The sequence below is a fragment of the Agrobacterium sp. CGMCC 11546 genome (assembly GCF_013365515.1).
Lineage (GTDB): Bacteria > Pseudomonadota > Alphaproteobacteria > Rhizobiales > Rhizobiaceae > Agrobacterium > Agrobacterium fabrum.
Genome location: NZ_CP047387.1, coordinates 2,718,484 through 2,730,549, shown reverse-complemented (window position 1 = coordinate 2,730,549; position 12,066 = coordinate 2,718,484). Strand labels below are relative to the sequence as shown.

Genomic DNA, 12,066 nt, shown 5'->3' with positions numbered 1-12,066 from the left:
TTGAATGCCTGCCGGCGATCAGATGTCAGCGACGAAAGTCTGCTTCTGGGAACCGAGGCCCTCGATGCCGAGTTCCACGATGTCACCAGTCTTCAGGTAACGCGGCGGCTTTTGGCCCATGCCGACGCCGGGAGGGGTGCCGGTGGAAATGACATCGCCGGGATGCAGCGACATGAACTGGCTGAGATAGGAGACAACGTGGGCGACGCCGTAAACCATTGTCTTGCTGGAACCGTCCTGCATGGTCTGGCCATTGACCTTCAGCCACATGCCGAGGTTCTGCGGATCCGTGATTTCGTCCTTCGTCACCAGCCAGGGGCCGATGGGGCCGAAAGTGTCGCAGGACTTGCCCTTTGTCCACTGACCTGCACGTTCTGTCTGGAAGGCGCGCTCGGAAACGTCGTGCGATACGCAATAACCGGCGACATAATCGAGGGCGTCCGCTTCCGAGACGTATTTCGCGGTCTTGCCGATGACGACGCCAAGCTCGACTTCCCAGTCGGTCTTTTCCGAGCCGCGCGGAATGGTGACGTTATCGTTCGGACCGACGATGGCCGAGGTCGCCTTCATGAAAATGACCGGTTCCGGCGGTACGGTAGCACCCGTTTCAGCCGCATGGTCGGAGAAGTTGAGGCCGATGCAGATGAATTTTCCGGTACCCGCAACGCAGGCGCCAATGCGCTCTTCGCTCAACACCGGCAGGGTGGCGAGGTTGATCGCGGCGATCTTCTTGAGACCCTCGGGAGAAATCGCGTCGCCGCCGATATCTTTCACATGGGCGGACAGATCGCGGACTTTTCCTTCCGCATCGAGAATGGCTGGTTTTTCCTGGCCGGGCTGGCCAACACGCATCAATTTCATGGAACTCTCTCCCGGTTGTCAGACAAGGTGATGCATATATGAACGATGCATTCATACTTGTCACCCCTTGACTGCGCCAAGTTTCGAAAAATACCTTTTCCTTCCCGGCAATCAAAAGGACATCGCCCGTGACGAATAGCAATAACAGGCAATCCGAATATCCCGTCGATCCCCTCTTCCTCGACCGCTGGTCTCCGCGCGCCTTCGATGGCAGCCCTATGCCGAAAGAGCATCTGTTGACCATTCTCGACGCGGCCCACTGGGCGCCATCCGCCTCCAACCATCAACCGTGGCGTTTCGTTTATGCCCATAAGGACAGCGAAGACTGGCCACTCTTCGTGGACCTGTTGATGGAGGGAAACCAGAAGTGGGCGAAGAACGCCTCCGTGCTGCTTTTCGTCATCTCCCGCGACCACACCATTTCGCGCGAAGGCGAGAAGAAGTCATCCGCCACTCACTCCTTCGATGCCGGCGCAGCCTGGTTCTCGCTCGCCATGCAAGCTCATCTGCTTGGCTATCATGCGCATGGGATGGGCGGTATCTTCAAAGACCGGATCGTCGAAAAGCTTGATATCCCTGATGGCTTCAAGGTGGAGGCCGGGGTTGCGATCGGGACGCTGACGGATAAATCCATTCTTCCCGATGATCTGGCGGAGCGCGAGGTGCCCAGCAAGCGCGTACCTCTGGCAGATGTCGCTTTCGAAGGCCGCTTCACCGGCAAGGCCGATTAATCTCGCCCGACACCATCAAACAAAAGGCCCGGCGGAAATTCACCGCCGGGCCTTTTGTTAAATTTTCGTTTCACGTGAATCGTTACGCGAAACACCCCACAGGATTAAATGTCGAGGTTGGCGACATTCAACGCATTTTCCTGAATGAAGTCGCGGCGCGGCTCCACTTCATCGCCCATCAGGCGGGCGAACAGGCCATCGGCATCGGTCGCGTCGTTCACCCTCACCTGCAGCAGCGAGCGGACATTGGCGTCGAGCGTGGTTTCCCACAGCTGCTCAGCATTCATCTCGCCGAGGCCCTTATAACGCTGCATGGAAAGGCCTTTGCGGCCGGCGGCGAAAATCGCATCCAGAAGCGCGCGTGGTCCGGCCAGCTCCATGCTGCCATCCTTGCGCTGCAGAACCGGCGGCGTCGCGTAGATATCGCGGGTGCGCGCTACCAGCTGATCGATATGGCGCGCATCGGCTGAACCGAGCAGGCCCATATCCAGCGTCGAGATTTCCTTGACGCCGCGTACCATGCGCTCGAAGCGCAGGCCGCCATCCTCCAGAACTACGCCCGACCAGCCGCGCTCGGTTTCTTCCGCAATCATGTCCAGACGCCGGGCCACTTCGGCAACGGTTTCCTGAGCACGGGCCGAATCGGCCGAAAGCTCCGGGTTCAGCGCGCCGGCAATGGCCGCCTGTTCCACGATCGAGCGGCTGTAGCGGGAATGCAGACCATCGATCAGCGAGCGCATGCGCAGCGCATCGAGAATGACTTCGCGCAGATCGGCGCCGACTCGGACCTCACCGGTGCCGAGCGTCAGTGACGCTTCCTCGATACCCATGGAGATCAGGTATTCTTCCAGCGCCTTCTCATCCTTCAGGTACTGCACGGATTTACCGCGCGTCACCTTATAAAGTGGCGGCTGGGCGATATAGAGATGGCCGCGCTCGATCAGTTCCGGCATCTGGCGGAAGAAGAAGGTCAATAGTAGGGTACGGATGTGGGCGCCGTCGACGTCAGCATCCGTCATGATGATGATCTTGTGGTAACGCAGCTTGTCGGCATTGAACTCGTCCTTGCCGATCGATGTGCCGAGCGCGGTAATCAGCGTGCCGATTTCCTGGCTGGACAACATCTTATCGAAACGGGCGCGCTCCACGTTGAGAATCTTCCCGCGAAGCGGCAGGATGGCCTGCGTTTCACGCGAGCGGCCTTGCTTGGCGGAACCACCGGCGGAGTCGCCCTCGACGAGAAAGAGTTCGGATTTGGCCGGATCGCGCTCCGAGCAATCGGCAAGCTTGCCGGGCAGAGAAGCGATATCGAGCGCGCCTTTGCGGCGCGTCAATTCGCGAGCCTTGCGGGCGGCTTCACGGGCGACGGCCGCTTCCACAACCTTGCCGATGAGTATCTTCGCTTCGGAAGGGTGCTCTTCGAGCCAGGTGGAGAGCGCTTCGTTAACGAGGCTTTCCACGACCGGTCGCACTTCCGACGAAACGAGCTTGTCCTTCGTCTGCGAGGAAAACTTGGGATCGGGAACCTTGACCGAAAGAATGGCCGTCAGGCCTTCACGGCAGTCCTCACCCTGCAGGCTCACCTTTTCTCTTTTCATGATGCCGGATGTGTCGGCATAGGAGGTGACCTGGCGGGTAAGCGCCGCGCGGAAACCGGCCATATGGGTGCCACCATCGCGCTGGGGAATGTTGTTGGTGAAGCAGAGCACATTCTCGTGGTAGCTGTCGTTCCACCACAGCGCGACTTCGACGGTGATACCGTCCTTCTCGCTGTGAATGGCGATGGGTTTGTCCACCAGCGGCTTCTTGGCGCGGTCGAGATAACGGACGAAGGCTTCGAGGCCGCCGTCATACAGCAATTCCTGCTGCTTGACGTCCGAGTGGCGTTTGTCGGTGAGCAGGATACGGACGCCGGAATTCAGGAACGCGAGTTCGCGCAGGCGATGCTCCAGCGTGCCGTAATCATAATCCGTCATGGTGAAGGTTTGCGGGCTGGCCAGGAAGGTGACTTCCGTGCCGGACCGGCCTTCATATTCGCCGATGACCGACAGCGGCGCATCGGCAACGCCGTGGGTGAAGCCGATTTCGTGCAGTTTGCCATTGCGGCGGATTCTGAGCTTCAGCCAGACGGAAAGAGCGTTCACCACCGAAACACCAACGCCGTGCAGACCACCGGAAACCTTATAGGAGTTCTGGTCGAATTTGCCGCCCGCATGAAGCTGGGTCATGATGACTTCGGCGGCGGAAACGCCTTCGGAGGAATGGATGTCGGTCGGAATGCCGCGTCCGTTATCGGTCACCGTCACGGAACCGTCGGCATTCAGCGTCACTGTTACCAGATCGGCATGGCCGGCGAGCGCCTCATCGATGGCGTTGTCGACGACTTCGTAGACCATGTGATGCAGGCCGGAACCGTCATCGGTATCGCCGATATACATGCCGGGCCGTTTGCGCACGGCATCAAGGCCCTTGAGGACCTTGATCGAATCGGCTCCATATTCCGCGTTCGCGCCGACTTCGCTTGACGATGTTTCGGTCATAAGTACTCTTTCCAAAGTTTTCTCGGGCCAGGCGTTTCAGTGAGAAGGCCTGAAGCCAGCGAATCACTCAAATCCGACATGCGACTATAGAAATTCTACACCCAATCCCAAAGGCCGCATGCTTCAGGATGCTGAATAAAGCAGGGGATAGAGGGGTTTCAATCGCAAGAACGGCTTTTTTGCAGCACGGCTGACAGTTCCTCTACCACACTCGGCGGCAGCTTGCGAATATCCCGTGCGAGACGGTTGGCGAAAGCCGTATATTGCGGCGGCAGGCCCACCGTATCGATCACCACCTTCGGGTCTGACGAACCGGCCAGAAAGAACAATTCCTCCGCCTCATCCCAGATGATGTTGAAATAACCGGCAATGCGCTGCAGCAGATCGAAGCTCGGTTTGCCCCGCTTGCCATGCTCCAGCGCCGAAAGATAGGCCGGTGACACACCGATTGCCGCGGCCATTTCCTTCTGCGTCACGCCCTTGCGTTCACGAAGCTGCCGCACGGCCTCCGCAAAAGGCGTCATGATTTTTCACCGCGCCGCCGCGAAAGCCGCACATAAAGCGCACCGTCACCGCCATGATTGGCCGACGCATCCTCATAGGACGAAATCAGGTAGCGATATTCCGGTTTGGCGAACCACATTGGCACTGCCCTTTTCAGCGCACCATCGCTACCGATGGAACGCCCCTTGCCGGTGATGACCAGCACATGGCGAAGGCCTCGTTCATGCGCCCGCAGCAGGAAATCCAGGAGCACCGCATGGGCTTCGCTCTGGAACATGCCGTGCAGATCGATCCGCCCTTCCAGCGGCAACCGGCCACGGGTGAGCTTGCGCTTGACCGGCTTTTCCATCGGCTGATGGGTCTTCGGCTTTTTATCCGGTGACGCAGGCAGTGCTTCCGCCGTCTCCACAATCATGCGCGGAAATGCGCTTTTACCAGTTTGCGGAACGCTGGGTTCCAGCGGATGTTCTTCTACATCGTCGAAAGCCAGCAAATCTTCCAGCCTGCCGGAAATCGGCCGCGTGGTTTTTACGACCCTTCCCCACAGAACGCGTTCTTCCTTGCCGAGCTTGCGACTGCCTTTCATCGCCGATACCTTTCCGCAGCAATCCGCGGCAGCAGTATATAAAAATCGGCTTCGTTGCGCACCGTGCCGGCAAGCTCTCCCGCTTCGAAACCCGAGCCGGTGAAAATATCGCCGCGCGCCGGGCCGACAATGGCCGAGCCGGTATCCAGCGCCAGCATCAGCCGGGCGAATGGTTTTCCATCGTCCAGATGGGTCAGCGTCGGCGCGTGGATGAAGAAGGGCAGGCCGAAGGTGTGGATCAGCCTGTCGACCGCAAGCGCACGGCCCGCAACCAGCGGCACCTTGGCGGCGGCGATCGGCCCCATGTCCAGACCGGCGACATCCGCCTCCCGGAAAAAAATGTAGGAGCGGTTGTGCCACAGCACCCCGTCCACCTCATCCGGATGGTCGCCGAGCCATTGGCGGATCGTCTGCATCGAGATTGTTTTCGGATCGAGCTCACCGCGGTCGAGAAGCAGCCGGCCGATCGGCGAAAAGGCATGCCCGGCCTTGGCCGCGTAGGTGATCCGCTTTATCGCGCCATCCGGAAATACCAGACGCGCCGCACCCTGCACGTGGACAAAGAAGAGGTCGACCTTCGATCTTGCCCAGGCAATCTCAAGACCCCTGCCCCGCAGACACCCTTCATCGATGGCGCGGCGATCGGGAAAATAGGAAATGCCCTCTTCATCCGCCTTGCCGAAAGCATAGGACGGATCAAAACCATCCGGCCGGTTAGCATCGTTAATATCCACCAGATCCGGCGGCCGGCGGTAGATCGGATAACGCCACACATCATCTGGCGTGGCGGAGACTTCCAGTTCGGGCTCGTAAAAAGCGGTCACGAAACCGCTTTTGCCCTGAGCCGGAGAAATCCTGAAAGGCACAGAATTGGTTTCGAAAAACTGGCGCGCCTGCTCCGGGCTGTTTACCTGGCTTCTTTCGGCGAGCTCCAGAAGTGAAACCAGCTCCGCCGCCGTTATCCCGAGCGCTCCGGTCCGGTAGGGTTTCGCATTATGAAGATGCGACAGGATCGTTGCCATCGCCGGAAAAAGCTTGCGGGGGTCGTCCTGCCCCCATCCGGGCAGATCGCGGAAAGAAACCTCGTCGATCGAAAAGGGCGTATTCATTGCTCGGATTCGGTGGCGATCAGCTTCCAGTTCGGATCGCGCGAGCGGATGTCGCGCGAGAAGGTCCAGATGTCATCCACCTCCGCAACCGCATCCGGGTCGCCATCCACCAGCTTGCCGTCCTTGTCATAGGTCGCCGAAATCAGCTGGCTGACAATCCTCAGCGTCACCTGCACTTCGGAATCGCGAACGCCCGCCTGGGTGATGTCGGCCTTCTCGATGCCAACGAATGTGGATTTCACCACTTCGCCACGGCTTTCCCGTTCGGAGATCGCCGCCTCGAAACCGTCAAACACCTCCTTCGACAGAAGGTTCTTCAGTGTCTTGCGGTCGCCGTCGGCAAAACCCATGACGATCATTTCGTAAGCCATGCGAGCACCGTTCAGGAATTCCTTGGGCCTGAAGGACGGGTCCTTGGTCATCACATCGCGCAGCGATGCATTGAGTGGGGTGTCAGCAGGGGCAAGCGCGTCTGCCTCGGCAAAGCGGTTGTCTTCTTCCGCCTCGCCGCGTTTCGGCAAGGTCACGACCTTGTTATCGTCAGCGACGGGCCCCTTTGCCACATCACGGGGGCTATAGGGGTCGAATGGCGGCTTTTCATTGCCGGTGCGGCGGCCAAGGACACTGCGCAGCTGAAAGAAGATCAGCACCGCTGCAACGAGAAAAAACAATGTGATAAAGTCGCTAAAGCCCATGTTTTACCAAAACCGCCATTTAAAATCAAAAACCTCACCATCATATAGTCTGCATCTTATCATCATTCAAATGTGCAGATTCAATCATTGGTGTCCCGGGAACCGGCAATCTGCCAGAGATGCACACGCAAGGCTAGAAGATGCGTTTTTCCTTTCTCCCCATCGTCATCCTGATGATGCCCATTCTCGAAATTGCCGGCTTCATCATCGTCGGCAAGGCGATCGGTCTATGGCTGACATTGGCGCTCATCCTGTTCACGTCATTCCTGGGGTTACTCATACTGCGCCTCGGCGGCATCGGCATGGTGCGAAATCTTCAGGCTGCGGGCCGCACTGGCGCGCAGCCGGCGGATGAGCTCGTTAACGGGGCCATGCGCGTCGTCGCAGGCATCCTGCTCATCATTCCCGGTTTCATCACAGATATTCTCGGCCTCCTGCTTCTATCGCCGGCCATTCGCCGGTTTTTCTGGAAAGCCTTCGGCCCGCGTGTCGTCGTTTCTGGCTCATTCAGGCAGTCCGGCCCCCAGCAAGGTGACTATTCCGGATTTCGTAATGGCCCCGGGCCTGCGGGCGATTCGAAGGTGGTGGATCTAGACGAAGAGGAGTTTCACCGCGAGGGCCCGAAGGACTCTCCCTGGTCGAACAGGCCTGATGATCGTGACCTTCCCAAACCCTGACGACCGCGTGGAATGGATGGCGATGACGCGATCACGAAGGGTTGTAAGCCCCGGGTCGAAATGATAGACCGCCTTCCACGAATTCACGCCGCGAGGAACCGTAATGACCGCTGAAAATGGCGCACAGGGCGCAGTTAGCCCTTCTCTCAATATTCTTGCCCAGTACATCAAGGATCTCTCTTTCGAAAATCCGGGTGCTCCTCGTTCGCTGCAGGGCCGTGAGAATGCGCCGGCGATCAACATCAACGTCAATGTCAACGCAAACCCGATCTCCGGTTCGGATTTCGACGTTGTGCTGACGCTGAATGCGGAAGCCAAGGATGGCGACAAGGTTCTGTTCGCGGCCGAGCTGGTTTATGGCGGCGTGTTCCGCATTGCCGGCTTCCCGCAGGAACACATGCTGCCGGTCCTCTTCATCGAGTGCCCGCGCCTGCTCTTCCCCTTCGCCCGCCAGATCATTGCCGATGTCACCCGCAATGGCGGTTTCCCGCCGCTGATGATCGACCCGATCGATTTCTCGCAAATGTTTGCGCAGCGCGTTGCCGAAGAACAGGCCAAGGCCCAGGTTCAGGCTGTCCCGAACTAAACGGGCACGCACCGCTTTTCATTGCAGACAAACAAAACCCGGGTTCTTCGCCCGGGTTTTTCTTTGGCCGAGTTGACATTTCAAAGTCTGGGCACGCTTCAGTTCTGGTAGCGGTTCCAGATCGCCTTATCGCCCATGCCGAGAACGAGTTTGCCGTGGGCCGCGACCGTTTCCGCATCCAGCCTCGAGGGCAGAGCACTTGGCCTTCGCAATGGCTCAAGGGGCAAGTCTTCTTCAACGACAATCGTTTCTTGCCTTGCGGCAGAGCCGAAACCGAGCGCCGTCTGGCGACCGCCGATCATTTCAATATAGACTTCGGCCAGAAGTTCGGAGTCGAGCAGCGCCCCGTGTTTGGTGCGATGGGAATTATCGATACCATAACGCCGGCAAAGCGCATCCAGCGAATTCGGCCCCATCGGGTTCTTGCGACGGGCGAGTGAAAGCGTGTCCGTCACCAGCTCGGCGGAAACCGGGTCGATGCCAAGACGCGCGAATTCCGCATTGATGAAGCCCATATCGAAGGTCGCATTATGCGCCACCCAGCGCGCGCCGTCGAAGAAGTCACGGATCTGGTCGACGACTTCTGCGAATTTCGGTTTGTCCTTCAGAAATTCATCGGTGATGCCGTGAACGGCAAGCGCGTCTGGATGAACCTTGCGATCCTCCGGGCTGATATAAAGATGCAGCGTGCGACCAGTGGGAAAATGATTGATCAGTTCGATGCCGCCGATTTCGATCACGCGGTCCAGCTTCGATTCGAGGCCCGTGGTTTCCGTATCGAAAATGATCTCACGCATTCATCTCTCCGCGGCGCGACTCAAGCGCCCAGTTTCTGCAGAATTTCTTTTACCTGATCCCGTGCCGCTTCGACACCATTTCCCGAATCGACGACAAAATCGGCGCGCTGGCGCTTTTCCGCATCCGGCATCTGCCGGGCAAGGATCATTTCGAATTTCTCCTCCGTCATGCCGGGCCGGGATAAAACGCGCTCGCGCTGGATTTCCGGCGAGCAACTCACCACCACAACTTTATCGACGCGGCCTTCCGCCCCCGTTTCAAACAGCAAGGGTATGTCGAGCAGCGCAAAAGCCCGATCGTCTTTCCTTGCCTTTGCCAGAAAGGCCTCCTGTTTGTTACGCACCAGCGGATGAACGATCTCTTCCAGCCTGGTAAAATTAGCCGGATTCTTCCGCAAGATATCACCGAGTTTCTGCCGGTCGACCATGCCGGACATGGTAGTACCTGGAAAAGCAGCCTCAATCAGCGGAACGGCTTCCGCACGATAAAGCCCGTGCACGACCTCATCGGAATCAAGAACTGGAACACCCTCTTCGGCGAAGAGCTTCGCCGTCGTGGTTTTTCCCATTCCAATCGAGCCGGTGAGACCGATGACGATCATCAATGTTTCTCCATATCCGCGATGATCAGGGAGCGAAGGGTTTTATCCACCTCGGGCATCCTGCCGAACCATCGCCTGAAACCGGGTTTTGCCTGATGAAGCAACATGCCGAGCCCATCGACGGTTGCGATGCCCTGCTCTTGCGCCATGTTGAGGATCGGCGTTTTCAACGGCACGTAGACGATATCGGTCACCACCGCATTGGCAGCGAGCTGCGAAAAATCGAGGCGCGGCGCTTCGGTTCCATCCATTCCGAGCGATGTCGTATTCACGAACAGCCCGGCGCCCTGCATCACCTCCTGAAGCGCCGCCTGAGCATGGGAAAAGACCCGGGGGCCAAAGCGGTCGGCCAGTTCACGAGCGCGCTCGACCGTGCGGTTCACGACGTGAATTTCCGCGACACCCCGATCACGCAGCGACTGAATGACGGCCCGGCTTGCGCCGCCGGCACCGAAAACCACCGCGCGGTCGGTCTTATCCCAGCCCGGATGCCGCTCGTCCAGGTTCGAGACGAAACCGTAACCATCCGTATTGGTAGCGTGGAGTTTACCCTCCTCCATCCAGATGGTGTTGGCGGCGCCGAGTTCTTCCGCCAGGGCATCGGGGCGATCCGCCAACCGGTAAGCCGCCTCCTTGTGCGGAATGGTGACGTTGCCACCCACCGCTGTACCCGGCTTGCCTTCCTTCAGCGTTGCAATGAAATTCGGGAAATCGTCTGGAGAGACCTCAACGGCCTTATAGGAACCAGCGATACCGAATTTTTTCAGCCAATAGGAATGGATGATTGGCGACCGGGAATGCTTGATCGGGTAGCCGACAACGAAGGCATTTATAGTTAATGTTTCACGTGAATCAGCCATCGATGACATCCATGTCGCGTAGTTTCGCTAAAAGAGGCAGAAGCGGCAGGCCGAGGATTGTGAAATAATCCCCCTCGATGGAGTTAAATAGCTGGATTCCTTCGCCTTCAAGCTGGTAAGCGCCGACGCTGCTGAGCGCCTTTTCTCCCACCCGCTGCAGGTGACGGGACACAAACTCAGCACTCAAGATTCGAACGGCGAGCTCTGCACAGGAAACGGTCTGCCAGACCACCTCGCCCTTTTGAACGAGAGCAGCCGCGCTGTTCAGACGATGGATCTTGCCGGACAATGACAGCAGATGCGTTGCGGCTTCCGCCATGGTTTTTGGCTTGTGATAAACGCGTGTGCCGAGCGCCATGGTCTGGTCGCAGCCAAGGACCAGCGCTTCCGGATGGAGCGCACTGACTGCAAGAGCCTTGGCCCGCGCAAGTTCCAGCGCAACTTCTTCGGGGCTGGCGCCGTCTCGTTCCAGTTGCTCATCAAGCGCACGCTCATCAATATCCGCGGGTATTGCCGAAAATGTCAGCCCCGCATTGCGCATCAGCATCTGCCGGGATGCGCTGGATGAGGCGAGGATCAACTCTTGTTTCATCAACTGTCTGCTCCTGATGATGCGATTCGGATTATCGCGTCCTCGGGCGCAGGGCAAGGATCGCCGCGGCTGTTTCCTCGATGGAACGGCGCGTGACATCGATCAGCGGCCAATTGTTGCGGGCGCAGAGCGCACGCGCATATTTCAGCTCTTCCATGATGGTCGCGCGATCCGTGTAACGGCCACCGTCAAATCCGCCGGTTGTACCCAGTTCCCGGTTCTCACGAACCTGCGATATGCGATCCGATGTCGCGACGAGACCGACGATCAACGGCCGGGTCGCGGCATATAGGCTTTCGGGCAAAGGCACATTGGGAACGACCGGGATATTGGCAGTCTTTATGCCCCTGTTAGCAAGATAGATGCTGGTTGGTGTTTTCGACGTGCGGCTGATGCCTATGATGACGACATCCGCATCGTCATAGGTCTCCGGCATCTGCCCGTCATCATGGTCCATGGCGAAATTCAGTGCTTCGATCCGCGCGAAATAATCGGCATTCAATGCGTGTTGCGCACCCACCCGCCGCCTGGACGGCGCGCCGAGATATGTCTGGAAGATGCCGATGATTGGTTCGAGAACGTTGACGCAGGGCACACCAATCGCATGGCAGCGCAAATCCAGGAATTCGGCCAGCTGCTGGTCAACGATCGTATAAAGAACAATGCCGGGCTCCTTGTCGATGAGATCGATGACCTGTGCGAGCTGCTTCTGGTTGCGGATCATCGGATAGACATGTTCCACCGGCATGGATGTATGGAACTGCGCCGAGACGGCACGGCCTGCCGACATCAGAGTCTCTCCCGTCGAGTCCGAAATCAGGTGCAGATGGAAGAAGCTTTTTTTGTTCTCCACGCTGTTTTTCTCCCCCTGTTGATAAACCGGGACAAATCTCCGAATTGTCCGACGGGCCGAGCCGCGGGGTGAA

14 protein-coding genes are annotated in these 12,066 nt (G+C 58.3%); 3 read left to right on the top strand and 11 right to left on the bottom strand.

Going from position 1 to position 12,066, the window contains the following annotated elements; genetic code table 11:
* Window positions 1–18: 18 nt before the first annotated feature.
* On the bottom strand, window positions 19–861 hold the full coding sequence (locus GSF67_RS13425; RefSeq protein ID WP_006311083.1) for a fumarylacetoacetate hydrolase family protein: 843 nt from the start codon (window positions 859–861) through the stop codon (window positions 19–21).
* A gap of 128 nt (window positions 862–989) precedes the next feature.
* Between GSF67_RS13425 and GSF67_RS13420 the strand changes: the two genes are divergently transcribed.
* Window positions 990–1,592 carry a nitroreductase family protein gene (locus tag GSF67_RS13420; protein WP_006311082.1) on the top strand — a complete coding sequence of 201 codons (603 nt, stop codon included), beginning with the start codon at window positions 990–992 and terminating at the stop codon, window positions 1,590–1,592.
* A gap of 104 nt (window positions 1,593–1,696) precedes the next feature.
* Here the strand turns inward: GSF67_RS13420 and gyrB are convergent, their stop codons facing one another.
* The 5 genes from gyrB to GSF67_RS13395 form a co-directional block, all read right to left on the bottom strand.
* Window positions 1,697–4,132 (bottom strand): DNA topoisomerase (ATP-hydrolyzing) subunit B, encoded by a 2,436-nt coding sequence (gene gyrB / locus GSF67_RS13415; protein WP_006311081.1) that lies wholly within the window; start codon window positions 4,130–4,132, stop codon window positions 1,697–1,699.
* A 158-nt stretch (window positions 4,133–4,290) separates the two neighbouring features.
* Window positions 4,291–4,656: a helix-turn-helix domain-containing protein gene (locus GSF67_RS13410; RefSeq protein WP_006311080.1), complete on the bottom strand. Its 366-nt coding sequence runs from the start codon at window positions 4,654–4,656 to the stop codon at window positions 4,291–4,293.
* Window positions 4,653–5,222 (bottom strand): Smr/MutS family protein, encoded by a 570-nt coding sequence (locus tag GSF67_RS13405; RefSeq protein WP_006311079.1) that lies wholly within the window; start codon window positions 5,220–5,222, stop codon window positions 4,653–4,655. The genes GSF67_RS13410 and GSF67_RS13405 overlap by 4 nt, the downstream gene beginning before the upstream one ends.
* Entirely contained in the window at window positions 5,219–6,331 is a 1,113-nt protein-coding gene (locus tag GSF67_RS13400; protein ID WP_006311078.1) for a murein transglycosylase A, read from the bottom strand. Before GSF67_RS13400 ends, GSF67_RS13405 begins: the two co-directional genes overlap by 4 nt.
* Window positions 6,328–7,026: a Tim44/TimA family putative adaptor protein gene (locus tag GSF67_RS13395; RefSeq protein ID WP_006311077.1), complete on the bottom strand. Its 699-nt coding sequence runs from the start codon at window positions 7,024–7,026 to the stop codon at window positions 6,328–6,330. The genes GSF67_RS13400 and GSF67_RS13395 overlap by 4 nt, the downstream gene beginning before the upstream one ends.
* Window positions 7,027–7,166: 140 nt before the next feature.
* On the opposite strand from GSF67_RS13395, the gene GSF67_RS13390 reads away from it, so the two are divergent.
* On the top strand, window positions 7,167–7,703 hold the full coding sequence (locus tag GSF67_RS13390; RefSeq protein WP_006311076.1) for an FxsA family protein: 537 nt from the start codon (window positions 7,167–7,169) through the stop codon (window positions 7,701–7,703).
* Between the two features lie 103 nt (window positions 7,704–7,806).
* Window positions 7,807–8,289, top strand: a complete 483-nt coding sequence (gene secB / locus GSF67_RS13385) for a protein-export chaperone SecB (protein ID WP_006311075.1) — start codon at window positions 7,807–7,809, stop codon at window positions 8,287–8,289.
* A 98-nt stretch (window positions 8,290–8,387) separates the two neighbouring features.
* Here secB and dnaQ read toward each other — a convergent pair whose 3' ends face one another.
* Genes dnaQ through GSF67_RS13360 form a run of 5 tightly spaced genes read right to left on the bottom strand, consistent with a single transcriptional unit; the run spans window position 8,388 to window position 11,993 of the window.
* A complete protein-coding gene (gene dnaQ, locus GSF67_RS13380; protein WP_006311074.1) occupies window positions 8,388–9,086 on the bottom strand; it encodes a DNA polymerase III subunit epsilon in 699 nt (232 codons plus the stop codon).
* 20 nt (window positions 9,087–9,106) lie between these two features.
* On the bottom strand, window positions 9,107–9,688 hold the full coding sequence (coaE, locus tag GSF67_RS13375) for a dephospho-CoA kinase (RefSeq protein ID WP_006311073.1): 582 nt from the start codon (window positions 9,686–9,688) through the stop codon (window positions 9,107–9,109).
* On the bottom strand, window positions 9,688–10,548 hold the full coding sequence (locus tag GSF67_RS13370) for a shikimate dehydrogenase (RefSeq protein WP_006311072.1): 861 nt from the start codon (window positions 10,546–10,548) through the stop codon (window positions 9,688–9,690). Before GSF67_RS13370 ends, coaE begins: the two co-directional genes overlap by 1 nt.
* On the bottom strand, window positions 10,541–11,140 hold the full coding sequence (gene actR / locus GSF67_RS13365) for a two-component system response regulator ActR (protein ID WP_006311071.1): 600 nt from the start codon (window positions 11,138–11,140) through the stop codon (window positions 10,541–10,543). The genes GSF67_RS13370 and actR overlap by 8 nt, the downstream gene beginning before the upstream one ends.
* Window positions 11,141–11,171: 31 nt before the next feature.
* Window positions 11,172–11,993, bottom strand: coding sequence for a pyruvate, water dikinase regulatory protein (locus tag GSF67_RS13360; protein ID WP_006311070.1), 822 nt, complete (start codon window positions 11,991–11,993; stop codon window positions 11,172–11,174).
* Window positions 11,994–12,066: the final 73 nt, after the last annotated feature.

Excerpts from the sequence above, each read along its gene's own strand:
- gyrB (WP_006311081.1), bottom strand. The coding sequence starts at position 4,132 with ATGACCGAAACATCGTCAAGCGAAGTCGGCGCGAACGCGGAATATGGA.
- actR (WP_006311071.1), bottom strand. The coding sequence starts at position 11,140 with ATGAAACAAGAGTTGATCCTCGCCTCATCCAGCGCATCCCGGCAGATG.
- GSF67_RS13400 (WP_006311078.1), bottom strand. The coding sequence starts at position 6,331 with ATGAATACGCCCTTTTCGATCGACGAGGTTTCTTTCCGCGATCTGCCC.
- GSF67_RS13395 (WP_006311077.1), bottom strand. The coding sequence starts at position 7,026 with ATGGGCTTTAGCGACTTTATCACATTGTTTTTTCTCGTTGCAGCGGTG.
- GSF67_RS13405 (WP_006311079.1), bottom strand. The coding sequence starts at position 5,222 with ATGAAAGGCAGTCGCAAGCTCGGCAAGGAAGAACGCGTTCTGTGGGGA.
- dnaQ (WP_006311074.1), bottom strand. The coding sequence starts at position 9,086 with ATGCGTGAGATCATTTTCGATACGGAAACCACGGGCCTCGAATCGAAG.
- coaE (WP_006311073.1), bottom strand. The coding sequence starts at position 9,688 with ATGATCGTCATCGGTCTCACCGGCTCGATTGGAATGGGAAAAACCACG.
- GSF67_RS13425 (WP_006311083.1), bottom strand. The coding sequence starts at position 861 with ATGAAATTGATGCGTGTTGGCCAGCCCGGCCAGGAAAAACCAGCCATT.
- GSF67_RS13410 (WP_006311080.1), bottom strand. The coding sequence starts at position 4,656 with ATGACGCCTTTTGCGGAGGCCGTGCGGCAGCTTCGTGAACGCAAGGGC.
- GSF67_RS13390 (WP_006311076.1), top strand. The coding sequence starts at position 7,167 with ATGCGTTTTTCCTTTCTCCCCATCGTCATCCTGATGATGCCCATTCTC.
- secB (WP_006311075.1), top strand. The coding sequence starts at position 7,807 with ATGACCGCTGAAAATGGCGCACAGGGCGCAGTTAGCCCTTCTCTCAAT.
- GSF67_RS13370 (WP_006311072.1), bottom strand. The coding sequence starts at position 10,548 with ATGGCTGATTCACGTGAAACATTAACTATAAATGCCTTCGTTGTCGGC.